The organism is Pradoshia sp. TA40_28 (genome assembly GCF_059694525.1).
In genome coordinates this window covers 1-24,000 of the sequence record NZ_JCATZO010000017.1, presented here as the reverse complement: position 1 = coordinate 24,000, position 24,000 = coordinate 1, and the positions used below count along the sequence as shown (strand labels likewise).

At 38.5% G+C, this 24,000-nt stretch carries 23 protein-coding genes and 2 tRNA genes; 2 read left to right on the top strand and 23 right to left on the bottom strand.

Translation table 11 applies throughout. The features are described 5' to 3' along the window. Window positions 1-86 precede the first annotated feature (86 nt). The 3 genes from prkT to spoIIE form a co-directional block, all read right to left on the bottom strand. Window positions 87-1,052 (bottom strand): serine/threonine protein kinase PrkT, encoded by a 966-nt coding sequence (gene prkT / locus AC58NB_RS16420; protein ID WP_497427877.1) that lies wholly within the window; start codon window positions 1,050-1,052, stop codon window positions 87-89. Further along, the gene (locus tag AC58NB_RS16415; protein WP_497427876.1) at window positions 1,024-1,758 is read right to left on the bottom strand and encodes a VWA domain-containing protein; all 735 of its coding nucleotides are present in this window, start codon (window positions 1,756-1,758) and stop codon (window positions 1,024-1,026) included. The genes prkT and AC58NB_RS16415 overlap by 29 nt, the downstream gene beginning before the upstream one ends. A 76-nt stretch (window positions 1,759-1,834) precedes the next feature. Further along, window positions 1,835-4,315: a stage II sporulation protein E gene (gene spoIIE / locus AC58NB_RS16410; RefSeq protein ID WP_497427875.1), complete on the bottom strand. Its 2,481-nt coding sequence runs from the start codon at window positions 4,313-4,315 to the stop codon at window positions 1,835-1,837. Window positions 4,316-4,633: 318 nt separating this feature from the next. On the opposite strand from spoIIE, the gene AC58NB_RS16405 reads away from it, so the two are divergent. Together AC58NB_RS16405 and AC58NB_RS16400 are read left to right on the top strand one after the other, a co-directional pair. Continuing rightward, window positions 4,634-4,707: transfer RNA gene (locus tag AC58NB_RS16405), tRNA-Met, on the top strand. A gap of 8 nt (window positions 4,708-4,715) precedes the next feature. Next, window positions 4,716-4,787 (top strand) — tRNA-Glu (locus AC58NB_RS16400). Window positions 4,788-5,105: 318 nt separating this feature from the next. On the opposite strand, the gene AC58NB_RS16395 is transcribed toward AC58NB_RS16400, so the two are convergent. From AC58NB_RS16395 to yabG, 20 genes are all read right to left on the bottom strand, one after another. Continuing rightward, window positions 5,106-5,585, bottom strand: a complete 480-nt coding sequence (locus AC58NB_RS16395) for a S1 domain-containing RNA-binding protein (RefSeq protein WP_497427874.1) — start codon at window positions 5,583-5,585, stop codon at window positions 5,106-5,108. Between the two features lie 103 nt (window positions 5,586-5,688). Further along, entirely contained in the window at window positions 5,689-6,075 is a 387-nt protein-coding gene (locus tag AC58NB_RS16390) for an FtsB family cell division protein (protein WP_497427873.1), read from the bottom strand. Window positions 6,076-6,089: 14 nt separating this feature from the next. Then, on the bottom strand, window positions 6,090-6,704 hold the full coding sequence (gene yabQ, locus AC58NB_RS16385) for a spore cortex biosynthesis protein YabQ (RefSeq protein WP_497427872.1): 615 nt from the start codon (window positions 6,702-6,704) through the stop codon (window positions 6,090-6,092). A 32-nt stretch (window positions 6,705-6,736) separates the two neighbouring features. After that, entirely contained in the window at window positions 6,737-7,042 is a 306-nt protein-coding gene (yabP, locus tag AC58NB_RS16380) for a sporulation protein YabP (RefSeq protein ID WP_497427871.1), read from the bottom strand. Window positions 7,043-7,106: 64 nt separating this feature from the next. Then, entirely contained in the window at window positions 7,107-7,373 is a 267-nt protein-coding gene (locus tag AC58NB_RS16375; protein ID WP_497427870.1) for an RNA-binding S4 domain-containing protein, read from the bottom strand. Window positions 7,374-7,398: 25 nt separating this feature from the next. Further along, window positions 7,399-8,862 carry a bifunctional methyltransferase/pyrophosphohydrolase YabN gene (gene yabN / locus AC58NB_RS16370; protein WP_497427869.1) on the bottom strand — a complete coding sequence of 488 codons (1,464 nt, stop codon included), beginning with the start codon at window positions 8,860-8,862 and terminating at the stop codon, window positions 7,399-7,401. Window positions 8,863-8,873: 11 nt separating this feature from the next. Continuing rightward, window positions 8,874-10,520, bottom strand: a complete 1,647-nt coding sequence (locus AC58NB_RS16365) for a putative polysaccharide biosynthesis protein (protein ID WP_497427868.1) — start codon at window positions 10,518-10,520, stop codon at window positions 8,874-8,876. A gap of 149 nt (window positions 10,521-10,669) precedes the next feature. Continuing rightward, the gene (spoVT, locus tag AC58NB_RS16360; RefSeq protein WP_497427891.1) at window positions 10,670-11,206 is read right to left on the bottom strand and encodes a stage V sporulation protein T; all 537 of its coding nucleotides are present in this window, start codon (window positions 11,204-11,206) and stop codon (window positions 10,670-10,672) included. Between the two features lie 199 nt (window positions 11,207-11,405). Next, on the bottom strand, window positions 11,406-14,942 hold the full coding sequence (gene mfd / locus AC58NB_RS16355) for a transcription-repair coupling factor (protein WP_497427867.1): 3,537 nt from the start codon (window positions 14,940-14,942) through the stop codon (window positions 11,406-11,408). Window positions 14,943-15,059: 117 nt separating this feature from the next. Continuing rightward, window positions 15,060-15,290, bottom strand: coding sequence for an anti-sigma-F factor Fin (locus tag AC58NB_RS16350; RefSeq protein WP_497427866.1), 231 nt, complete (start codon window positions 15,288-15,290; stop codon window positions 15,060-15,062). Between the two features lie 80 nt (window positions 15,291-15,370). Then, window positions 15,371-15,934 carry an aminoacyl-tRNA hydrolase gene (gene pth, locus AC58NB_RS16345; RefSeq protein WP_497427865.1) on the bottom strand — a complete coding sequence of 188 codons (564 nt, stop codon included), beginning with the start codon at window positions 15,932-15,934 and terminating at the stop codon, window positions 15,371-15,373. A 203-nt stretch (window positions 15,935-16,137) separates the two neighbouring features. Next, window positions 16,138-16,749 carry a 50S ribosomal protein L25/general stress protein Ctc gene (locus tag AC58NB_RS16340; RefSeq protein WP_497427864.1) on the bottom strand — a complete coding sequence of 204 codons (612 nt, stop codon included), beginning with the start codon at window positions 16,747-16,749 and terminating at the stop codon, window positions 16,138-16,140. 186 nt (window positions 16,750-16,935) lie between these two features. Continuing rightward, window positions 16,936-17,889 carry a ribose-phosphate diphosphokinase gene (locus tag AC58NB_RS16335; protein WP_497427863.1) on the bottom strand — a complete coding sequence of 318 codons (954 nt, stop codon included), beginning with the start codon at window positions 17,887-17,889 and terminating at the stop codon, window positions 16,936-16,938. Window positions 17,890-17,904: 15 nt separating this feature from the next. Further along, window positions 17,905-19,278 carry a bifunctional UDP-N-acetylglucosamine diphosphorylase/glucosamine-1-phosphate N-acetyltransferase GlmU gene (glmU, locus tag AC58NB_RS16330; protein WP_497427862.1) on the bottom strand — a complete coding sequence of 458 codons (1,374 nt, stop codon included), beginning with the start codon at window positions 19,276-19,278 and terminating at the stop codon, window positions 17,905-17,907. Window positions 19,279-19,481: 203 nt separating this feature from the next. Further along, the gene (gene spoVG / locus AC58NB_RS16325) at window positions 19,482-19,775 is read right to left on the bottom strand and encodes a septation regulator SpoVG (protein ID WP_066103170.1); all 294 of its coding nucleotides are present in this window, start codon (window positions 19,773-19,775) and stop codon (window positions 19,482-19,484) included. Window positions 19,776-19,948: 173 nt separating this feature from the next. After that, window positions 19,949-20,767: a pur operon repressor gene (purR, locus tag AC58NB_RS16320; protein WP_497427861.1), complete on the bottom strand. Its 819-nt coding sequence runs from the start codon at window positions 20,765-20,767 to the stop codon at window positions 19,949-19,951. Window positions 20,768-20,820: 53 nt separating this feature from the next. Next, complete coding sequence (gene ispE, locus AC58NB_RS16315; RefSeq protein WP_497427860.1) at window positions 20,821-21,690, bottom strand: 4-(cytidine 5'-diphospho)-2-C-methyl-D-erythritol kinase; 870 nt, start codon at window positions 21,688-21,690, stop codon at window positions 20,821-20,823. A gap of 187 nt (window positions 21,691-21,877) precedes the next feature. Then, window positions 21,878-22,054, bottom strand: coding sequence for a small, acid-soluble spore protein, alpha/beta type (locus tag AC58NB_RS16310; protein WP_497427859.1), 177 nt, complete (start codon window positions 22,052-22,054; stop codon window positions 21,878-21,880). A 122-nt stretch (window positions 22,055-22,176) separates the two neighbouring features. Next, a complete protein-coding gene (gene veg, locus AC58NB_RS16305) occupies window positions 22,177-22,434 on the bottom strand; it encodes a biofilm formation stimulator Veg (RefSeq protein WP_497427858.1) in 258 nt (85 codons plus the stop codon). A gap of 487 nt (window positions 22,435-22,921) precedes the next feature. Continuing rightward, complete coding sequence (yabG, locus tag AC58NB_RS16300; protein WP_497427857.1) at window positions 22,922-23,824, bottom strand: sporulation peptidase YabG; 903 nt, start codon at window positions 23,822-23,824, stop codon at window positions 22,922-22,924. Between the last annotated feature and the right edge of the window lie 176 nt (window positions 23,825-24,000).

Here is a 24,000-nt window from a genome sequence, read left to right as displayed (position 1 = left end):
TCGTACCATTCTTACAAATGGAATCCAAAACTTATCTTTCTAAAAAAAAGAAAAGGATAAGGTTATTATTTGTATTTATTGTGAACTTATACGACTTGGCCAAACAGATAAAATGCATACAGCACCGTTATAATAACGAGTAAAAACAATGTCTCAAAAATGCTGCTTTTATTTTTGGCTTTGCTTCTCATCTGTACCCTGCTATTGTTAAAGGCAGCATTCTTTTTTACAGCAGTACGGGCAGACGATTGCTTGGCATGTAGATAATTGATGATATCCTTCTTCATTTCAGCGGCCGTATTATAGCGCCCTTTTAAAGCTTTTAGGAGAGTAGGTTCCAACTCTCTAAGTTCCTTCTTATTTTTTATCAAATCGCCTAACTGTTTAATTCCTTCTCCATTTTTATTAAATCGCTTTTGATAAGCTGCATTTATGATAATCATGGCTAAGGCAAATAAATCATATGAAGGTTCCGCCTTTCTGCCTCCAAGACCCCAATAGCCACGATCAAAATACTCTGTGTATTCTTTTATCGCTCGACCTAATTGGGTGGTTCCGCCCACATCTATAAAACGGACCCTGAAATCCGGCGATTGCACAATTAAATTCTCTGGTTTTAAATCACCAAAAACCCATCCAAGCTTATGCATTTCGTCAAGACCGTTTAAAAGTTGAAGCGCCAATACACCAAGCCAATCTGTCCCCCTTTTTTCAACAAATGGAAGAAATAAATCACCCGAAATATACTCCATTACAAAAAAGGGGATCATTTTTCCATTCACCATACAATCATCTACATCTATCAAATAAGGTCCTAGGGAAATTCCCTGGACCTTTGCAAATGATTTTAATACATTTACTTCTGCAGCAATTGTAGCGCTATTATCACTAAATTTGATTGCTACTTTCCCCTGGGAAGAATCAGCTAGATAAACAATCCCATTTGCTCCATATCCCAATTCTTTTCGAATAATGTAATTCTTGTGCTGCCATTTGCCTTTGATTACTGATCCGATTGGAAAGCTACATGGTTTCTTCAAAGTATTGTTCATCGTCGCCTACTATTCTCCTTATAGAAGACTCTTTATTAAAATACTTAATTGCTTCACGAATAGCTGGACCAGTAGGCGTTATCCCTCCGGTCGTCAATTTGGCAAATATCTTAGAGAGTGATTCAAGCTTAGGGCTCCAATCCATTATTCGCTCGACTTCTGTTCTTTTCCCGGGAAATATAAAAACCGAGAACTGATTTTCACCACTCCTCGCATTCAGGCTTATGGATAAATCGATAAGTGCTTCTTTAACCGTCGGCAGTTTATGCTTCATGCTAGCACTTGTATCCACCAATACCAGGACTTCCATTTTTACCTTCTCACCCAGATCCTCTACTACCTCCATTACCTCACCACGCTTATCAGGTGGTAATTCATCCATAGTGATATGATTTCCAAGAATTTGTTGCAGTTCCTTATTAACTACTCCCTGTATCGTTTGGTTCATCGCTTTCCTTGTGACCATTTGGACGGTTTGGGATAATTGTTCTGCATATACGATTTGATGAATACCCGCACCCGATAAAGCAATATTCTCAATCTCGCGCATTCCTCCCTCATCGATTACGTCCTTATCCATTACGCCGATCACATTCACCGTGATTCCTTCTTCACGAGCAAGCGCAGCCATTGCTGTCGGGCTCTCCCCCTGATTGGAACAGCCATCTGTCAGTAACAATATTTGTTTTACAGTACCTGTCTTCATTCCCTAAATCCTCCAATACCGTTTTGATTATTTTCATCTTCGCCTATATAGAGGCGCTTTATACGAGGAGGATTTATTATTGGGCTTTTTTCTTTTTGGTGCTAACTGGGATGCTCGTCCACTTTGGAATATTATGGTTTATCTGTGCTACAACAATGGTCATGTCATCCTCTATTCTTCCTGAGCTTGTCCGGATTACCTCTTCAAGAATCACATCAGCGATTTCCTGTGGATGTTCTGTGCCAATTTCTCTGATTTTCCTTATCATCCATGCTTCATAATTCTCTACATGTTTAGGCCCTTCAAAAATTCCATCGCTCATCATAATTAGAATGTCTCCGGCCTTTAACTGGTCATTAACTACATCTACATCAAATTCTTTGATAATACCGATTGGCAAGTTATTCGATTGTATTTTCGTAACTTGCTGCCCTCTCTTTATAAAGCTTGGAGTAGAGCCAACCTTTAAAAATTTAACACTCGCATCCTGTAGATCAATCATCGATAAATCCAGCGTAGAAAAAATTTCATCTGTAGTCCGCAGTGACAGGATCGAATTAATTGACTTAATGGCTACCTTCTCCTCTATTCCGGACTCCAGTATTTTCTGCAGAAGCGCCAGGGTTTCTGAGCTTTCATTATGAGCTCGTTCACCATTTCCCATACCATCACTGATGGCAATGGCATGCTTCCCTTTCCCAATGTCAATCATCGTATAGCTATCGCCTGATACTAATCCTCCTCCCTTTGCCGCATGGGCTACTCCAGTTTCTACTGTATAGCGTTTTGCAGAACGGAAGGTTAGCCTGCACAACCCTCCCTGAAAGGTACTGCATTCTTCTTTATAAACCATAATGTGCTCTCCTAATATATCTGAGAGCATAGGCGCAACTAATTTTTCACCAACTCCGCTTCCCCCGCAGTCTGGAATTTGCATATCTATATCTACATTCCCCTGTTCAAGGGAATAAATTTCTATTTGATGAATTTCCAACCCAAAGCTACGGATGGAATCCATTAATTGCTCTTCATGAATGTGGAGATTTTCCCGTTCCTTCGTAATCTCTTTAGCGAAGTCCTCCATCACCTTTGATACACCCTGCAGCTGATCTGCTACCAGTCTTCTGCTTTCTCTGACTTGCTTTTTTAATTTTTGATTAGCATTGTAATAAGATATTTCCTGAAGCATCGCCTCCGTCACTTTATCATATCTTGTACAAAATCGTTTCCACTCTCTCTGAGTAGCTTGAGAGACTTGCCCGGATTCATCTTGCAAATTCTCAACCAAATCTCCCATCATTCCATACGTATAATCAAAATTTTTCGCCCAGCAATGATCTTTCTTAAAACAGGTTTGACATGTTTTTTCAGTCACATTACTCAAAAAGTAATCCAGCTCACGCTCCTTTTCCGCTTCCTTCGTTGTTTGTTCCTCCATCTGAGAGAAACTATTCGATAATGCCTGAAATACAGATGAAAATTGATTTACCCGCTGCGCAGTAACGTCTCTGACCCTTCGGACATAGCGCTGCTGTTCATTGGTATGTTCTGTTGTTCCAGGAATATGTTTGGCTACTTTTGAAATAAGAGAGGCAGGAGTCATAAAAAACAAAGTAATAGCCAATAAGGATTCATATAGAGTTATCGATATATTTTGGCTACCTTCTCCGTAAAGGCCAATTAATAAGGTGGCAATAATTAAGCCGAGAGAGGCCCCTATTTTTTTCCCCTCTTTAAGCAATCCACCAAGCAAGCCTGAAAAGGCTAATAAGCTCATCTGGAAAAGGCTGCTTAAATTAGCCAGACTAAATATTAATCCAGTCACCACCCCTACTGTTGATCCAATAGAAGCACCGCCTGAGACGGCAAAGAGCAGAACCAGATACCTACTTAATGTATGATCAATAGCAATATCATAGATTGTCCAACCAATCGTACCTGTCATAACAGAGGCCATCATGATAATTAAACTGATCACTTCTTCCGTTCTTAAACCTTGGGGGCTTTTTTTCATAGCAATCAGCGGGATACATTGAATAAAAATTAATGTAAGAATAAGAGCTAATCCAGCTTCAACGCCTATCATCATGCCATCGTAAATTTCAAATTTCATATATCTCAAGTAGCGTTCAGTTGCTCCTGCAATTCCCAAGGCTATTAAAACGTAAAAGCCAACTACTTTGAATTGGTTTTCGACCGATGGCTGTCTCAGCTTATATAAAAGGAGAAAGATGGCGCATGAGGCAAATAAACTTAATCCTGCTGACCAGGAAATGGTTAATGCTCCTCCTATTGAAGCCACCATAACAAGCGGAGAACGCTCGCGTCTCATCATATAGACTGCTGCAAAAAACGGCAGAGAGAATGGTGCCAACTGCGAAAGAATAAGCGCCCTTCCCAGGAGAAATCCCAATACCACTAATATATATCCTTTTTTCACAAAGTAATCTTCAAACTTTGTTACATACTTGTCTACTAATTGAGAAGGATTCCATCTACCAGTATCATATTGAACGTCTGTTACCGATCCATACATTGTACTTTGAGTTTTTTCCACTTTACCACTCCTCTAACAGGTGATTGTCTCTCATTATAAGGGGGATATAATCCTAAATTTGTCAGAACGGAGGATAAATGATTATAAAGTGTTCGACGGCATTCCATGGTAATGGGCAAAACCAAACACAAAGGTTAGCGAAGGAAAGAATATAAAGATTATTTTCTTTACTTGCCTTGTAGGATTGAATAGAAGATAGAAGAATAAGCTATTTATTTAACTGTAATATTCAAACTATTGGCTAAAATATTTAAACCATTGACAAAGTATTTACTAGATTGTAAGATAATTTTTGTGCTTAGAGGCACATTTGATTATGGCGGTGTAGCTCAGCTGGCTAGAGCGTACGGTTCATACCCGTAAGGTCGGGGGTTCGATCCCCTCCGCCGCTACTTTATTTGGCCCCTTGGTCAAGCGGTTAAGACACCGCCCTTTCACGGCGGTAACACGGGTTCGAATCCCGTAGGGGTCATTTTATAAAAAAACCAGGGAATATTCCCTGGTTTTTTTCTTTATATGCAGAATATGTCTTTTTACTCAATTATCTTACATCAGTCTTTCATACATAAATTCTACTAACTCTATATCTGAAGAAGTTCAGTGTAACCCTTGAACCTTTCTTGTTCCTAATTACTTCTCATGCGGTACTCACTTTTTCCTACTTACCAATCTGCCAAACCAATTAACAATCTACTCCACCTATTTCTTCCGTAAAGAAGAACATACAAAAACAGACCACCAATCTTGATGGTCTGTTATATGAATTGCCATTTTGTTTCAGCAGCAAGGTTTAGCCGCGTCTTCCGCCTCTGCCACCTCGTTTGGACTCTGTATTCCGTTTAAGAGATGACATGCGCTCTTCACTATCTTTCAAGAAGCGGGCCATTTTTTGTTCGAAATTTTCGCGTGGCGGTCTGGAATCATGTCCTCTTCCACCTCGAGAGTCATTTCTACCACCGCGAGAATCATTTCCACTTCCTCTATTGTATCGAGGTCGTTGTTGGTAAGAAGATTGCGGAGTTTCGACTTCCTTCTTCTCAACGGCTTTTTTAATGGAAAGACCGATTTTGCCATCTTTCTCTACATTTATAACTTTTACTTCAACTTGATCTCCCACTTTAAGGTGGTCATTAATATCTTTAACGTAATTATCAGCAACCTCACTGATATGAACAAGTCCTGTTGAACCCTCGGGCAGCTCAACAAATGCTCCGAAATGGGTGATTCCTGTTACCTTACCTTGTAGCTTGCTGCCTACTTCGATTGACATAAAAAAATTGCTCCTCCTTAAGAAATTAAAAAAATAATGGAAGTTATAACTTCCCTTTATATTATAATCACTGAAAAAAATATGTGTCAATGTGAGGGGATGTTTACTTGCCCTCATTTTCTGGAAGATTAAATATTACCTCTCCATCATCTGATAGAAAATACTCTTTACGAGCCAATTTAGCTATATATTCATCATCATTTAGCTTAATAATCTCTTCTTTTAATCTTGTTTCCTCTTTTTGAAGATCAGACAACTTTGCTTCTAGCTCACTTTTTTGTTCTTCCTTGTTCTTCAAAGCGGAATGTTGAGAAAAGAGTGTTGTCAGTACGATCCCTGTTGTTATTATGGCAAAAATAGAAAAGAACACCAATCTTCTTGCCAATCCCAATTTCTTTTTCTCAAAGGATTGGGTTCGTTTCTCTTGATATTGGACATACGGCGTATCAATCTGTTTGATGTTTTTCTTCTTGTTATCAAGCGACCCCATTTCCTTTCCTCCTTTTAAGACCTTGTTGTCCATTTTTTTATTAATTTACTGATACTATTCTTCACTTCTTTTCCAATTCCTGCTAGTTTATAAAAAAACTTTTCAACAGGTGACCGTAAACGATTTGGAATTATTCCCCAAATCCATTCAATTGTTTTATAAAAAGGATAAAAGAGTATCTTTACTACCGATATTAATGCCTTCAAAAGCAGATTGGCAAGCGCCAAAATCCCATTACCAAATTTTAGCACAAGTTGAAGGAAAAATACTATAACTGTAATAATGAACGTAATTAACCCTGTTATCGGTCGAACTAGTAATAGAACACCCAACCTCTTAAGAAATAAGACTGTTTGGTGAACCGAATGGATAGCCGACTCTAAAAATTGTTTATATAAATGCTTAAAAAGAGCCTGATAAGCGGAATAACCGCATAACAGCGCCAATAGGATATAAAATCGCCATTCACCGTAATTAGATTCATATAAAACATAGAAAATAAGCAAAGCCTGTATACACCAGAATAAAACATCATTAATAAAAACAATCCATGCTTTGCGTTTTGATCTTACTAAAAAGCGATTGTACGTATCAAATGCTGCTCCAAAGCAAATACCCATGCTAATCATGGATATTAGGGTAACGAACTGGATATCCAGGCTCATCTGAATAGCTTGCCAAAGAATCCTTTAGCCTTCTCCCCGCTATGTTCATCCAGGTAAGTAATTTCGAAAATTTTCCCTTTAATTGACACAATTCCTTTATCAACATCCAGGTTTTTCATTTGGAGATTCTGTCCTCTGACAGAAAGAAAGCCCATTACGGTTTCCAGAAGAAATTCCTCATTGTCAAAGCTCTCCACCTGTTTAACACCTGATATATCGAGAAGCCTTCTGCCCTTCATGCTAATATCGTGATCAGGTCCAGCTGATTTATTCGTTTGGTTTGCATCATAGTATTGGTTCATCCTAATCCCCCATTATCAAACATTTGTACAAGTGTATGATAGGAAGACAGGAATTAGACCAAGCTTACAACTGCTCTGATAGTTTCTCTTCTTTAATTAAGGAATACATTCCAGCTGCTTCGTCTTTTTTTGTTGTTTCCAGAAGTTTCTCTACACGGACAGTAAGGATTTTCTGCCCAAATCTGATTTCTAAAATGTCTCCAATCTTTACATCGGTTGAAGCTTTCGATTCTTTACCATTTATTTTAATTCTTCCCTGATCTGAAACTTCCTTTGCGATAGATCTTCTTTTAATGATCCGGGAAACCTTTAGGAATTTATCTAATCTCATTTTGTTTCATACCTCCAATAGCCCTTTATATTCCTGTTTCTTTAGCTTTTTTCCAAAACTCATCGAGTTCTTCAAGAGTAAAGTTGCTCCACGCTTTTCCTGATTCCCTTACACACTCTGTTACAAACACAAACCTCTTCTTAAATTTCTGATTTGTCTGGTGCAACGCTTCCTCAGGATTGATTTTTAGTAATCTAGCTACATTTACACAAGCAAACAGGAGATCACCAAACTCAGCTTCCATAGCTCGAATATCTGTTTCATTCTTATTCCATTCTGCTTTAAATTCATCAAGCTCTTCAAGAACCTTCTCCCATGCAGGAGAAACCTCACTCCAGTCAAAACCAACTTTAGAGACTTGCTTCTGAATATCAAATGCTTGCATAAGATTCGGCAAGTGCGTGCTGACGTTTAAAATGTTTTCTGATTCGTTTCGTTTTTCTTCTTTTTTAACCTTTTGCCATGTTTTCTCTACATCACTTGCTGACTCTGCCTTTTCATCTCCAAAGACATGAGGATGTCTGCGCACCATTTTTTCAGATAGCGTTTGGATGACATCATCAATCGAAAAATACCCCTCATCTTCACCAATTCGGGCGTGTAACATTACCTGAAGCAAAACATCACCAAGCTCTTCAATCATATGATCGATATCGCCTTCATTAATGGCATCAATTAGTTCATAGGCCTCTTCTATTAAATATTTTTTGAGAGATTCATGCGTCTGCTCCCTATCCCATGGACATCCCTCTGGAGATCTAAGCTTATCAATGATCTCACGCAGCTTCCAAAATTCTTTATATTGACGTTCACTCTTATGAATCGGAGGTACATAGACGGAAGTTAAGTTACTTAATTGCATGGCACGATCCAATTCATACAGCGGCATTCTTTCAACGGACTCAGAGCTCATCCCTGCACCGGTTACGATATAAACCTCATGGTCATCCGGATACTTTTCCATTAAAGTCAGCTTTACTTCAGAAGCAACAAAAGCATCGTAAACTTGGCTAATAATCATATGTTGAGTAATATTTACATCCCTCAGCGAAAAGTCTGTACCATCTAAAAATTGAAATCCTTCAACTGGATCAACTTTAATAGATGTGAACATGGCATCGAGAAAACTTTGTCCGCCTTTAATATGTATTTTTATCCCTTTCTTCTCACCTTCCGAAAGCAGGATTTGTACAGTTCTTTCAGCTATAAGCGGATGACCAGGCACACTATAAATTACATCCTCGTTCATAGCCTTCCGAATCAGGCTATCAGCTATCTCTTCATAAACGGCTTCAAATTGATCATGGCTCTCATAGACAGCGTCAAAACTCTCCACCTTAAGACCCTCAGCCACCAGCTCTTTTAATACAGGATGCTCAATAGTTCTCGCATATAAAAGATCTGTTTTTTTCAGTAATTTATAAATACCAAGCGGCATTTGATCTAATTCTCCTGCCCCTAAACCTATAATCGTAATTTGATGACTCACGCTCAGCTCTCCTAACGTTTATTTTTTCCTTTATTTATAAATTCTAACAGATGATTACCTCCTGGAAGATGGTTCAGTTCATCATCTCTGAATAGCTTCAATTTAAGCAAAAGATACAGGTAAACAACGGCTCCCAGTGCAACAGAGCTCACTGCATGTATGGATGCCACATATCTTGATTGATCAGGATCATGCACCAATGAGAAAAATAAAATGGAATACCCTTTTAATACAATATACATGACCATACCTGCGATCACCAAGCCTGTTATATAACGAATTTCCATATTACTCCCAGTGATATTCCTTTTTACATAATACAGCAAAAGAACGCAAGCCAATACCAAGGCAAAAAGACTGGAATAAGCCGCACCTTGTATTTCGTTTACAGAAATCAACCAGGGGTTTAGCAAAGCTTTTATCCCAATTGATAGGAGAATAATTAGAACTGTTATCTTCCAATAACCCATTGTTTGCAAAATAGTTGAGCACGTAACCAAGAGAGAAGCCAATAAAATTAAAATGGCTAAAACAGCCAATGTTTCGAGCCCTTCATCATCTTTAAACAGCATGATATTTACTGATTTAAGAATGCCGATTAATCCAATAGCCGCTCCCACTCCAATAGCTGAGCTGACTTTAATAGCTAAACGACACATTCTTTTAACTTCTTCCACTGCCTTATTTTGTTGTAAGTTGGTTAATACCGGAACAAGCGATAAGGAAAGCGAGGATGCTACAACCAAACCTACCTGGATTAATGGCTGCCCCCTGTCATAAACACCCTTCATTGCCTTTGCTTCCTCTGCAGGTATCCCTTGAGCAAGAAGATTTGAGTATAGTTGGAAGGAATCAATTAATTGAAGGAGAAGCAAATACATATTACTTAAGCAAAAGGCCAATCCTTGGAATAAAAGGACCTTTCCAGTACTTTTTAAAATATCACCAGCCGGCATCACAATTGGAAAATGATTTTGACGATTTTTCCATATATAAAAGGTCAAAACGAGCGTTGCGGCAACTCCACCAATTAATGAACCGACGATTGCACCCTCACCAACCATGTACAAAGAATATTCATACCTTAAAAGTATATAAGTTCCAATCAATATAAAGGAGACTCTGAAAAGCTGCTCAAAGGTTTGAGATAGTGCTGTCGGTATCATATTCCCAACCGCCTGATAGATTCCTCTGACGATGGATATAAAAGGCATTAATAAGAAGGAGAAGGCAACCGTACGAACCAAAGGCACAAGCTGTCTGTCATTCATGATCATCGCGATCCACTCCGCTCCAAAGAACAAGAGTGAAAACAAGATAACTCCAAAGAGGGATACCCAAATAAAAGAAGCAGTGACAATCTGCCTTCGCTCTTTAGCCTCCTCATCCAATCCCGCATTTTCAACCAAAAGTTTCGATATGCTGACCGGGAATCCATATGTAGCCAGCACTACCGCTATTCCGTAAAAAGGATACACCTGCTGATATATATAAAAACCTGTATCCCCAGCCATATTTTGAAAGGGAATTCGGTATATAGCACTCAGTATTTTTACCAGTAAAGCTGCTGCTGTCAGAATAACAGCGCCCTTTAAAATCTGGCGTGAAGAATTATTCTCACGGCTCATCGAAGCAAGCACCTCTCTATCTATTTCCAAAATATTATAACATAAGCAAATAGAATGGCTATTTTACCTTCGTATGAATACCCTTCTACCAATCAAATAAGATCACTATCACGGGACATAAAAAAAGGGCAATTGAAAACTCCAGCGGAGCTTCAATTAACCCATTAAACAATAAAATATTATTGTTCCATTTGCTTCGCAAGGAAGCTGGCAGCTGTTTCAATTGCTTTTAATTCAATTTCTCCAACTGTAGCTTCTTTTGCAAAAATCACAACGGCACCAATTGGGTCACCATTCGCAACGATTGGAGCCACTGTATAAGATGCTACATCTTCATCAATGCCATCTACAAGAGAAATAGAACCCTTTTGAGTATGTAGAACTGAGTTACGGTCTTCCATAATTTTTTCTACAGAATCACTGATTGCTTTGTTAAGGAATTCCTTTTTAGAGCTGCCTGCCACTGCGATATATGTATCACGATCACAGATTAATACTGGATTTCCTAAGCTATCATAAAGTGCTTCTGCATATTCTTTTGAGAAGTCCCCAAGTTCACTAATAGGTGAGTATTTTTTTAAAATTACTTCACCGTCTCTGTCGACGAAGATCTCCAAAGGATCTCCCTCACGGATTCTTAATGTTCTTCTAATTTCTTTTGGAATAACAACGCGTCCTAGATCATCTATACGACGAACAATACCAGTTGCTTTCATTCTATGTTGCCTCTCTTTCATCGGGTTGAATTTTTGCGACACGTCCTGCTACCTTTTGAAAATGCCGCCGATGTTGCACTTAGTATTTTTCTAATGGTAACTTCTATACATAAAGAAAAATTTTTCTTTATGTATTACCTAGAAAAGGGGGGCATTGATACACTTGATTGCTTTTAAAATGCGGATGGTTCACTTCTTACTATTCAGTCTTTTCTTTAACCTTTTTGTTACGCTCCAACTCAGTAACTAATTCAAAGGCAGCATTGAGCCAGTCCTGAACCGGAACTTTCTTCACATAAAGAACCATTTTCAAGCGATTAGCCTCCATACCTAGTCCGACCATACGGCCAAACTTTGAAGCAGATCTGAATAATAAATGTCCATCAATTTCTTTACTTGTTTGTTCTGAGGTGATAATAGTAACTTCATCTTTTGTCTGCTTAATTAATTCTACTCCTGCTCTAATGGCTTGTACTTTAATTTCAGCCACTTTAAACAGGTAGTTTACTTCCTGCGGGAATTCTCCAAATCGATCAAGCATCTCTTCCTGAAGTTCATCCAATTCCTCAGAAGTAGTTATGCCCCTAAAACGTTTATACATTTCGATTTTTTGATTGCCGTCAGCAATATAAGAATCTGGAATATACGCATCTACTTTAAGATCAATTTCAATTAGATTATGGGCTTCTTTATTAATATCCCCTTTTCGTTCCTGGACTGCTTCTTTGAGCATTTGGGAATAAAGATCAAATCCAACAGAATCGATAAAGCCATGCTGTTCCGCACCCAAAAGGTTACCTGCACCTCGAATAGTCAGATCCCTCATTGCTATTTTAAAGCCTGAACCCAACTCTGTAAATTCCTTTATTGCCTGTAATCTTCTTTCAGCAACCTCTGTCAGTACCTTATCCTGACGATACGTAAAATACGCATAGGCTACTCGATTGGATCTTCCAACCCTTCCCCGTAGTTGATATAACTGGGATAGACCCATTCGATCAGCATCATAGACAATGAGTGTGTTTACGTTAGGAATATCCACTCCAGTCTCAATTATGGTAGTACTTACCAACACATCCGCCTCTCCCTCAAGGAAGCTGTACATAACCGATTCAAGCTCGCCCTCAGTCATTTTCCCATGAGCCGTTACTATACGAGCATCTGGGATAAGCATCGATAATTCTTCAGCCCTTCTTTCAATATCCTCTACGCGATTATACAGATAGTATACCTGTCCGCCCCTTGCCATCTCCCGTTCAATAGCCTCACGTGCAAGCATTGGATTATATTCCATCACATATGTCTGAACAGGAAAACGATTTTCTGGGGGTGTCTCAATCACAGATAGATCTCTTACGCCAAGCATGGACATATGCAAGGTTCTTGGTATTGGTGTAGCAGTCAGGGTTAGGACATCTATATTCGATTTCAGTTGTTTAATTTTTTCCTTATGCGTTACACCAAATCGTTGCTCCTCATCCACAACCAGCAAACCAAGATCATGATAAATGATATCTTTTGATAATATTCTATGCGTTCCTATGACGACATCAACCGTGCCGTTCTTTAATCCTTTAATTGTTTCAGTTTGCTGTTTCCTTGTTCTGAATCTGCTTAAAAGCCCTATATTGATTGGGAAATCCTGAAATCTTTCACGCATGGTTTCATAATGCTGCTGCGCAAGAATAGTCGTTGGCACTAAGAAAGCAACTTGTTTTCCATCTGCAACAGCTTTAAATACCGCTCGAATGGCAACCTCTGTTTTTCCGTAACCAACATCCCCGCATAACAAGCGATCCATTGGGCGTTCACGTTCCATATCTTTTTTTATCTCGGTAATAGATCTAAGTTGATCTTCTGTTTCTTTATATGGAAAAGAGGCTTCGAAATCTTTCTGCATTTCTCCGTCCGGCATGAATGCATAGCCCTTCGCTGTTTCTCTCTCCGCGTATAATTTGATTAAATCATCTGCTATATCCTGAACTGAAGATTGAACTTTACTTTTTACCCGTGTCCATTCATTACCGCCCAGCTTATACATTTTGGGCTCTTTACCTTCTGAACCCACGTACTTTTGAATCAGATCAATTTGGTCTACCGGAACATAAAGCTTATCTGTCCCCTGATATCGAATATGAAGATAATCTTTATGTATTCCGTTAATCTCCAATGTTTCAATATCAATAAATTTACCAATTCCATGATTTACATGGACAACATAATCTCCAGGCTTTAATTCTGAATAATTTTTTATACGCTCCGCATTGGACATTTTCTGTCTTCTGGCTGATTTTCTAGTTCGCTTATTAAACAATTCTTTTTCAGTAATAAGAGCTATTTTTTGCATAGGCAGCTCAAATCCGCTCTGCAGCTGCCCCTCCATAATTTGAAGCGAGCCTATTCTGATCGCATCCTTGTTGTGCACAAAGCTATTATCGACTTCATAATCCTCTAAAATGCGCTCAATTCTCTTAACTCGCTCCTCATCTGCACCTATAAGGACGACAGTATATTTCCCCTTTTTCCAACGTTCTACTTCAGCTTTAAACACATTCATCTGCCCATGGAAATCCTGCATTTGTTTACAGCTGATATTTACTATATTTTGAGGGCTGGTCTGAGGAACATGCCTTAAAAACAATGATAAATAGATATGAGGATATCTATGTTGTCCCATAAGGGATGAGACTGAATGAGAGAGAGTAATATCATGTATAATCTTTCCCTCACCAAGAAGCGTCGTATAATATTCCGCTTCTTCCTTATCCAGTTGTTCTCCCATTTCTTGAATTCTGCTGATCTCGTCATAAATGACGATACTTTGCTCTGAAATATAATCTAGCAAACTAGCCTGTTTATCATAGGCAAGCGACATATACTGCGTAATATGGTCAAACGTATTTCCACTCCTGAGCATTTCTATGTCATGCTCGATTTGTTGAACCATTTGCTCCTGAGTCTGCTCATTTTTAATCTTCTTCAGCGATTTGCTTAATCCTATTTCTAAGCGTTCTGCTATTTGGGATACATTAGTTTTATTCAGAATAATTTCGCTAACCGGACTGATGATGGCCCTCTTTGCCTTCTCTAACGATCTTTGGTCATCAGCAGAAAATATACGAATGGAGTCAATCTCTGTGTCAAACAACTCAATTCGGTAAGGATTTTCTTCTGTTAGAGGATAGATATCCAGGATTCCACCTCTCTGAGAAAACTCACCTGGTGTAGACACCATATCCGTTCTGGAATATCCGATAGAAACCAAACGCTCCAATACTCCAGCAACATCCAGGTCATCACCTACATTCAATTCAATTTGGGCCTCTTTCCAAACAGACCGTGGTGGCAGGACTTTTTTAATGCCAGATATAGGGGCAATGATAATTCCCTCACCAGACTGAGTCGAAAGATAATTAAGCGTTTCAATTCTTTGGGAACGCAGCTCAGGGCTGGAAATACTTAATTCAGCGGCAATGAGTTCATTTGCCGGAAAAAGAAACACTTCATTTTTATTTAAAATGGACGTAAGGTCTTCATATACCTTTTGGGCATGCAAAAGATTCGGTACAACAATTAATTGTGGCCGTTTTGTCTGTTCATATAGTGCTGCCAAAAAGAGAGACCGCGAAGAACCAGATAAGCCGGCTAATAATTGTTCCCTCAGACCTTCCTGTAATCCGTCCGTAATTGATCGTATATCTTTATTATCTGCAAGTAATTGCTGCAGTCTTTTCATATAATCCGTCCTCCCTTCAACCTTCTACCTAATTTATATATTTATAGATGGTCTAATCATGAAAATACTAAACAGAAAAACGCCTTGGAGTTCATTAATCCAAAGCAGTCCACTGTATTATTGTATTAAGTGCTCAAGCAAATGATAGTCTGGGTATTGATCCAGCGTATCTTGGCAGCTTTCGCATATTGATCGAATGTGAATGGTTCCATCCTCACCATAGCCAATAATCTCTTTTCTTTCCTCGGTTGAAAGGAAATCATAAACCGATTGATATATTGCATCCTGCTGTTCACTAATCTCACCTAATATATGTCCACAGTGCCTGCAGCAATAATGTAGCGTCATATCAACAAACCTCCGCTTATTATTTACTGTTATTATGCACCTTTTTATTATTGTTTATTCAACATACTGAGGCGATATGATTATTGTCCATTAAATGAATTCATTACCTTTAAAAATGGCTCATTAAGCCATTTGTCACATGCTTTTAAAGATTTATCAATGGCTTCCTTCATGACTTCCCACTCATCCTCTTTAAAATTGGTCAAAACATAATCGGGCACAGGAATTCTCCCTTCAGGTCTGCCAATTCCAACTCTTATCCGATTAAATCCATCCCCACCTAAATGCTGGATCGTTGACTTCATTCCATTATGTCCACCAGCACTTCCTTTTTGTCTGAGACGAACTTTACCCTTAGGAAGGTCTAAATCATCATAGATGATAGCGATATCCTCCATGCTTACTTTATAAAAACGGGCTAATGGGGCAATGGCTTCACCCGATAGGTTCATATATGTCAATGGCTTTAATAAAACCACCTTTTCCCCATTAACAGTACCTGTCCCATATAAACCGTTATATTTGCTTTGATTCATTTTAATATTCCAGCGTTCTGCCAAAGAATCGATAATCAAAAAACCGATATTATGGCGTGTTCGCTCATACTGTGATCCCGGGTTTCCAAGACCGACAATCAATTTCATACGTTTACACATCCTTGTGATTATCAAGCTATATTAGTTCCTCTTAACATTTTATACTGTTTCCTCCTTAAAGGAAAATAAGGACAACAAAAAACATGTGATTTTTTTAGCATACCCGTTATCTTTTAAAACCTCATAAAAAAGGTTGTCGAGATTCTTTACATCTCAACAACCTTTTAGTTTTCATATACGATTCGTTGCTATCAAGATTCCTGATTAGAATCAGTTTCAGTGCTTACGCCCTCTTCAGAATCAGCTTCCACTTCAGTAGCAGGTGGAAGAATAGAAGCTATCACTTCATCTTCTTCTTGTGTAACGGTATAAGAGTCATCCAAATTCAAATCAGCGATTATAATGGAGTCACCGACTTGTAAATTAGACACGTCATATTCAATGGAACCTGGAATTTGATCCGGTTTTGCTGATACGGTAACAGTGTGCAGAGATTGCTGCAGTACACCTCCGGATTTTACACCAGCAGCTTGTCCAACAAGATCAATGCGAACGTCTACATCAACTTCTTTTGACATATTCACAATTAGAAAGTCGGCATGTATAACATTACCTTTTAAAGGATCTTGTTGGTACTCTGTCAGAATAACATTCTCCTTCTTGCCATTAATATCTAAAGATAGCACGCCATTTCGGCCACTTTCCTTAATTACTTTTAGAAAAGTTCCTTCATCTACAAATATGGTCATCGCATCTTTTTGATTGCCATATACTACTGCAGGGAAATTACCTTCCGATCTTATTTTTCTTAAAGATGAGTGTCTCAAATCTGATCTTTCACTTACTGTTAAAGTTGTTGCCATTTTGCTTCACCATCCTAATCGAATTTAAATGCCATATTCTCATCTATTCCCTATTCGTACTCATTCAAAACACTTCACTCTTTGGAAGCAACAGATAAATCCTCTCGTTTCCTACCTATCATGCACTCAATAAAAGTACGAAAACAAAAAAGCCTGCCCATATATAGGCAGACTTTTTAGCTTTTATTAATCAAATAAAGTACTTACTGATTGTTCTTCGTGTACACGAATAATCGCTTCTCCAATTAATGACGCTACTGATAGATTTACAATCTTATCAATTCGCTTCTCTTCCGGTAGGGCGATTGTATTTGTAACAGCCAATTCTTTAATTCTGGAGTTTTGAATTCTTTCAATTGCCGGACCTGATAGTACTGGATGTGTACAGCAGGCATATACTTCTTTTGCTCCATTTTCAATTAACGCATTGGCAGCTAATGTAATCGTACCCGCAGTATCAATAATATCATCAATTAAAATTGCGGTTTTCCCTTCAATATTGCCAACAATATTCATTACTTCAGCAACATTTGGTCTTGGACGGCGTTTATCAATAATAGCAATAGGTGCTTTCAGGCGGTCAGCCATTTTACGGGCTCTAGTTACTCCGCCATGGTCTGGAGATACAATTACGATATCTTCCAGATTCTTTTGTTGAAAATAATCCGCAAGAATTGGCACACCCATTAAGTGGTCAATCAGAATGTCAAAGAATCCTTGAATTTGCGGAGCATGAAGATCAAGTGTAATGACACGGGATGCTCCTGCTGTTTCCAATAGATTAGCCACAAGCTTAGCTGTAATAGGCTCACGAGCTCTGGCTTTTCTATCTTGACGCGCATAGCCATAATAAGGCATTACGATATTAATGGTCTTAGCAGACGCTCTTTTCAACGCATCAATCATAATAAGCAATTCCATTAAATGCTCATTAACAGGTTGGCTAGTAGATTGAATCACATAAACATCGCATCCGCGGATACTTTCTTCAATATTAATTTGGACTTCACCATCGCTAAATTGTGACACTGTGCATTTTCCTAATTCAACACCAATCTCTTTTGCAATTTCTTCTGCTAATTCAGGATTGGAATTAAGAGAAAAAACCTTTAAATTAGGATCTAAATATCGATTTGACATTATGGGCCTCCAAGACTATTTTTTAAGATTTAACTTGCCTACATAATTTTCTTTGTTAACCTGGCGTGCACGGGCAACTGATAATGCTTCACCAGGCACATCTTTCGTAATTGTTGAACCAGCGGCAACGTATGCTCCCTTGCCTACAGTTACCGGAGCTACCAGGTTAGAGTTGCAGCCGATAAATGCCCCATCTTCAATTGTAGTCAAGAATTTATTTTTACCGTCATAGTTAACTGTGATGCTTCCGCATCCAACATTAACACCTTCACCAACTACTGCATCCCCTAAATAACTTAAGTGGGAAGCTTTGCTTCCTTTACCAAAGGAGGTTTTTTTGATCTCAACAAAGTTGCCGATTTTCACCTCGTCCATAATATTGGACTGTGGACGAATGTGAGCAAAAGGACCTATTTGAACTTCAGATCCAATTTGGCTATCGTGAGCGACTGATTGGCGAATGACCGTATTATCCCCAATCTCACAGTTTTGGATTTCAGTATTCGGTCCTATTTTACAGCCGCTGCCTATTACCGTTTTTCCAGTAATGGTTGTCCCTGGATAGATATATGAATCACTACCAATTTGGACATCCTTGTGGATGTAAGTATTATCAGGATCAACAAGGGTAACTCCATTGCGCATATGCTGTTCATTTATGCGGCGTCTCATGTAACCTTCAGCTTGTGAAAGAGCTACCCGATCATTAATACCCAGTGTTTCTGCAAAATCCGGTGTCTCATAAGCAGAAATAATTTCACCCTGTTTCTTTAGTATCTCAATAACATCTGGTAAATAGTATTCACCCTGTGCGTTATGATTAGAAACATTTTTTAAGCATTCAAATAAAAGCTTATTATCAAAACAGTACGTGCCCGTATTAATTTCCTCAATGAGAAGCTCTTCTGCAGTTGCATCTTTATGTTCTACAATTCTTTCTACCAAACCTTCTGCATTTCGAACGATACGTCCATAACCAGCAGGATTAGACGTGCGTGCAGTAAGAATAGTAGCTTTTGCTTTTTGCTTAGTATGCAGATTCAACAATGCCTCTAAAGTCTCTGCTGTAATAAGAGGTGTATCTCCGCAAATCACAAGTGTTGTGCCTTCAACATCACTTAACAGATCTTGTGCTTGCATAACCGCATGTGCAGTTCCCAGTTGTTCTGCCTGCAGAGCGTATTCAGTCTTATCTTTCAAAACTGCTTTAACCTCTTCAGCGCCATGACCAATAATCGTTACAATCTTCTCTGCCTTAATGGATGACACGTTTTCAATAACATGTTCTACCATCGGTTTTCCGCATACGGGATGTAATACTTTATATAAGCTGGATTTCATTCTAGTCCCTTTTCCCGCGGCTAATATTACAGCATTTCGGTTCGTCATGATTGCCCTCCGTTTACCTTTTTATCCATTACGAATATACCTTAACTCCTTATTCTTTTCAAGGAGTGGGGCTAAAACCATTTATTAAATTAAATTTTGAACAGAAAAAAAATGAAGGAATTAAAGGGGGAGGATTTCATGGGGAAATAAAAAAGAGCCTCTCAGATGGTCGGCTCTAGGTGTTCAGTAAATTTTTCTATCTATTAAGATGCTCCTGCTCCTTCTAACTCTACTTCTTCCATTTCACCGATACGGTGATATTCAGCAAGTACAGCTTCCTGGATTTTACCGCGCGTACCAGAATTGATTGGATGAGCGATGTCACGGAATTCTCCATCAGGAGTACGTTTGCTTGGCATTGCCACAAACAGTCCATTATTCCCATCTATAACTCGAATGTCATGAACAACAAATTCATTATCCAAAGTAATGGATGCAATCGCTCTCATTCTTCCATCTGTATTGACGCGGCGTAATCTTACGTCAGTCACTTCCATTTATGTCACCACCTTTTATAATTGCGAATTACTAACTATTTCCACAAAACTCTCAATATCCCTTCTTTTTTTTGAAAAAAATAGAAATATTTGTGAAAATTTTTTACCAGCTAGTAAAAATAGCACTATAAAAGGCAATAACATCTGATTCTATTATTTTAATTCCTAATCACTCAGTAATTAAAATAATTTCCTTTACTTACTTTAATTGTTTTTTCCTTCATATTTACATCAGTTAATTTGATCAAAGATAGATATTCATCGACAAGGCGTTCTTCTGCGTTTTCCGCCTCTACAAGCACAGCAATTCCTGCTACCTTTGCATCAAATTCCTCAAGCAGATTGATCATACCATTTACGGTTCCGCCGGCTTTCATGAAGTCGTCCACAATCAACACGTTCGAATCTCTTTGAAGACTTTTTTTGGACAAGACCATCGTTTGTATTCTTTTATTTGAGCCTGATACATAATTAATACTTAGAGTCGGCCCTTCTGTCACTAAAGAATCTCTTCTGACAATCACTACAGGCACATTTAAATAGTGAGCTACCGAATAGGCTAATGGGATTCCTTTGGTTGCTACGGTCATAACTACATCAATATTTTGATTGGCATAATGCGATGCAATTAATTTACCTACATTACCCACTATCTGCGGCTGTCCAAGAATATCAGTCATATATAAATAGCCACCAGGTAACAGCCTTTCAGGTGTCTCCATTAACGTACATAACTCATTAATAATTTGGTTGGATTCCTCTTTGCTCACACCCAACATATACTTTACTCCGCCTGCTGCTCCCGGGACGGTCACTACAGTACCATTTCCTCGTAGCTCCAATGTCTGTTTTATAATCCCGAGGTCCTCACTTATGGAGGACTTCGCTGATTGGTATCTTTCAGAGAAAAAGGATAAAGGTATTAGAGTAGAGGGATGATCCATCAAATAAGTCGTCATATCTACAAGACGTTCACTTCTTCGCAATTTCATATTTACCCCCAGAACACGAATATTTAATTATAATTCTATATTAACGTCCGGGCTTATTCAATATCCAGCCTGTTGCCAAGCAAACGAACTGCATAGACATGTTCACAAAAACCCATTAACCCATTATATACTCGCTGCATGCGTGAATCATGTTCTACCAAACCAAATACAGTTGGACCGCTTCCGCTCATTAGCACAGCATCAGCCCCAAACCTGCTCATTTGTTCTTTAATCATTCTTACTTCAGGATACATATTTAACGTTACACTTTCTAATACATTTCCCATACTTTGACACATAGCTTGGTAATTTTGATCATTTATGGACTCAACCATTGCATTTATATTTGGATGTACCAGTTCATTGATTTTCAAATTACGATAAACATCAGCTGTCGAAACACCTATTGTTGGCTTTGCTAACACAACCCAACAGTTCGGAGGTGCAGGTAAATGTTCAATTCTTTCACCCCTGCCTCTAGCAATTGCCGTTCCGCCATGCACGCAAAATGATACATCAGATCCTATTTCAGCCCCAAGCTCTGCAAGCTCATCCATAGAAAGGCCAAGATTCCAGATACGGTTTAACCCTCTTAAAGTAGCTGCAGCATCACTGCTGCCACCAGCAAGCCCTGCTGCTACAGGAATATGCTTATCGATGGTTATCTCAATACCTGTTTTAATCTCAAATCTCTTTTTTAATAAATCCGCTGCCTGATAAGCTAAATTACGGCTATCATCTGGCACGTAACGATTGTGCGAATTAATCCTAATCGTATTGCTGTTTAGCTCCATCAATTCAATCCGATCAGCCAAATCAACATTCGTCATAACCATTTCAACTTCGTGGAAGCCATCTTTCCTTTTGTATAAAACATCCAATGCCAAGTTAATCTTAGCAGGTGCTTTTTCCATCCATTTCATTCTGTTCACCTACTTTATCCTTTTGTTACCTTCTCACATTGTACATTTTCGTTTCACCAATCGCCACTATTCGTTTAAATTTTTCATTTTTTATTGTGGCAAACAAGAAAACCCCAGGATTAAATTCCCAGGGTTTCTTTGCCGCACCGAACTCGTATTCGTTCAGGAAAGTCGATTATTACAGTGGTTATGATCGATTGGCTAATTGTTGTTCGGCTATTTCAATTGCCCTTTTCACCATATTTCCTGCATCTACAGCTCTGATTCCGCCCCATCCTTCTTTCTGAACAACGTCCCAGAAACCAAGCTCTTTAGCAAGCTCTTCTTTAAACTTTTCAGACATCATACCTCGTCTTCTGCCCAAGTTTAACAGCTCCTTTTTATCGGATACGGCTTTTATATCATTTATCTAAATTTGATTTTCATAACAGCCAATATATTCATTTTAGGACAAATAAAAAAGCAGAGAACTAGTGTTCACTGCCGTTACGCCATTTTCCCTGATGTCTCTTCAGTAAATGTTAATTCAACCGTTTCTGTTAGTACATCTGCATAGCTGTAGGAAACTCTTTCAAATGAGTTTTCATCCTGATCTAATTCGACTACGAATACTGCAGGATAAGTTTCAGCTAGTACACCTGAACGTTCGATAGTTTTTCTTCTACCGCCATTCGCTTTGAGTAGCAACTTCTGTCCCAAATGGGAATCCAAAATCTGTTTAATATCATTCAAACTTTTTGGCATGCTTCGTCCACCTCACTAAAATTAGTATATCACATAGTCAAATGACGGTCAAACAAAATAATAAATTATATCAGTGATTAAATTTGTTTGTCAATGTTTTTCGTACGAAAAGTACTGCTTTTTTTCTCTCTTTTATTCTACCCTATTCGACAGATACATATGTATGAAAATTCCAACCCTCTCAAAGCAATACATTCAAAGGTATTCACTGTGTTTTTTAAAATCATTCTACTCTTTTTATTATCAGTGATTTTCATGCTATGACTCCTACTTCCCACCCAATTTCAGCAATGAAATTCATAACAAATGTATTGTAAAGAGTCTACCAAATCGCATGAAAAAAGTACCGATTAGATTAGCCATCGGTACTTTTTGCTTGTAACTATAGAAATAGTCTCTAAACATCTGAGAAGAGATCGATTGAGAATGATGATTATAATACATGTACTACTCCTTAAAATAGCCCTAAGGAAAAGTTTAATTATAATCATCTATCTTTATCTTTATCGATTTCATCCTTATCTTCGTTTGTATGATAAGGCATTCCGATTCTGAGTACACCTTTTGATTCAACCCCTCCAAGTCCTTTTTCACCCGTCAAGGTATTCCGAAGGACTTCCCAAACATGTACTTGATCCATAAAAGGTGTGAGACTAATTTTTCCAACGATATAAACTGGATCTAATGCATGAATATTTACGCGAGACGGGGAGCTTGCGAAATTTGCCCCTGCAACGATTAGGGATTCAAAATGGGATTGGCAAGCACCCGCAAAAATAACCAAATGGTCTAAATGATGAATTTTTTTTCGTGCCTCTTTCACCGTAAGTACAAAATCTTTTGAGTGTCGATACGCATTTATATCACTGATCGCACCTTTTGACTTAGAATAAGAGTCATGTCCTGTAATTACCAGGATATCAGGTCTATAAAGGTCTAATAATTCTCCAACCCTCTCAGGCATTTCGCGCTCCTTGCAATGTTCACCATGAACAGGAATTCCAATACGCTTATATAAACTTAGACATTTTTCCAAATAACTAGGATCCCCATCAAGATGAAGGACCTTACCAGGAACTTGGAAATAACCTGTGGGCTGCCGGTAGCCATCGGTGGCTTCATATTCTTTTTTATGGCGCAGACGCTCAAATTCCTGTGTAATTAGATGATTCGATTGATCAACCATAGTATTTGTATAACGGTATCTCATTACCCTCTCATCTTCTCCTATCAGCTGTAAATCACTAAGAGGGGCATCCGCTTCCAACCGTATATCCTCACCAAATAATATAGCTGTCTTCCCGCCCTCTTGCTCCCAGATGTCTATGACACGAAAATATATATCGCAATCATATGATTTTCGACCGACTATATCATTAATTTTTATCATGAAAGCCTCACTCCATATAATGTCACCATAACTAATCAATGGATTCAACATAGGCTATGCAAGTCAGACGTAAGATGTGAAAAAGAAAAAGCCTGTAAGAATGTACTGAACCCTAAAAGTTAGACCAAATATTTAAGCAGCTAATTGACTGGTATAAAGACGGTATTCAACCGGAC

Coding starts and splice junctions, on each gene's coding strand:
- AC58NB_RS16340 (WP_497427864.1), bottom strand. CDS start 16,749: ATGGCAACAACTTTAACAGTAAGTGAAAGATCAGATTTGAGACACTCA.
- prkT (WP_497427877.1), bottom strand. CDS start 1,052: ATGAACAATACTTTGAAGAAACCATGTAGCTTTCCAATCGGATCAGTA.
- ispE (WP_497427860.1), bottom strand. CDS start 21,690: ATGAAATGGATGGAAAAAGCACCTGCTAAGATTAACTTGGCATTGGAT.
- AC58NB_RS16395 (WP_497427874.1), bottom strand. CDS start 5,585: ATGTCAATCGAAGTAGGCAGCAAGCTACAAGGTAAGGTAACAGGAATC.
- AC58NB_RS16375 (WP_497427870.1), bottom strand. CDS start 7,373: ATGAGATTAGATAAATTCCTAAAGGTTTCCCGGATCATTAAAAGAAGA.
- spoVT (WP_497427891.1), bottom strand. CDS start 11,206: ATGAAAGCAACTGGTATTGTTCGTCGTATAGATGATCTAGGACGCGTT.
- AC58NB_RS16335 (WP_497427863.1), bottom strand. CDS start 17,889: ATGTCAAATCGATATTTAGATCCTAATTTAAAGGTTTTTTCTCTTAAT.
- yabG (WP_497427857.1), bottom strand. CDS start 23,824: ATGATAAAAATTAATGATATAGTCGGTCGAAAATCATATGATTGCGAT.
- AC58NB_RS16415 (WP_497427876.1), bottom strand. CDS start 1,758: ATGAAGACAGGTACTGTAAAACAAATATTGTTACTGACAGATGGCTGT.
- veg (WP_497427858.1), bottom strand. CDS start 22,434: ATGCCAAAAAGTTTGAATGATATTAAACAGATTTTGGATTCCCATTTG.
- purR (WP_497427861.1), bottom strand. CDS start 20,767: ATGAAATTGCGAAGAAGTGAACGTCTTGTAGATATGACGACTTATTTG.
- yabP (WP_497427871.1), bottom strand. CDS start 7,042: ATGAACCAATACTATGATGCAAACCAAACGAATAAATCAGCTGGACCT.
- pth (WP_497427865.1), bottom strand. CDS start 15,934: ATGAAATTGATTGTCGGTCTTGGAAACCCGGGATCACAGTATGAGCGA.
- yabQ (WP_497427872.1), bottom strand. CDS start 6,704: ATGATTAGCATGGGTATTTGCTTTGGAGCAGCATTTGATACGTACAAT.
- AC58NB_RS16350 (WP_497427866.1), bottom strand. CDS start 15,290: ATGACGCTACATTATTGCTGCAGGCACTGTGGACATATATTAGGTGAG.
- mfd (WP_497427867.1), bottom strand. CDS start 14,942: ATGAAAAGACTGCAGCAATTACTTGCAGATAATAAAGATATACGATCA.
- AC58NB_RS16390 (WP_497427873.1), bottom strand. CDS start 6,075: ATGGGGTCGCTTGATAACAAGAAGAAAAACATCAAACAGATTGATACG.
- spoVG (WP_066103170.1), bottom strand. CDS start 19,775: ATGGAAGTGACTGACGTAAGATTACGCCGCGTCAATACAGATGGAAGA.
- glmU (WP_497427862.1), bottom strand. CDS start 19,278: ATGACGAACCGAAATGCTGTAATATTAGCCGCGGGAAAAGGGACTAGA.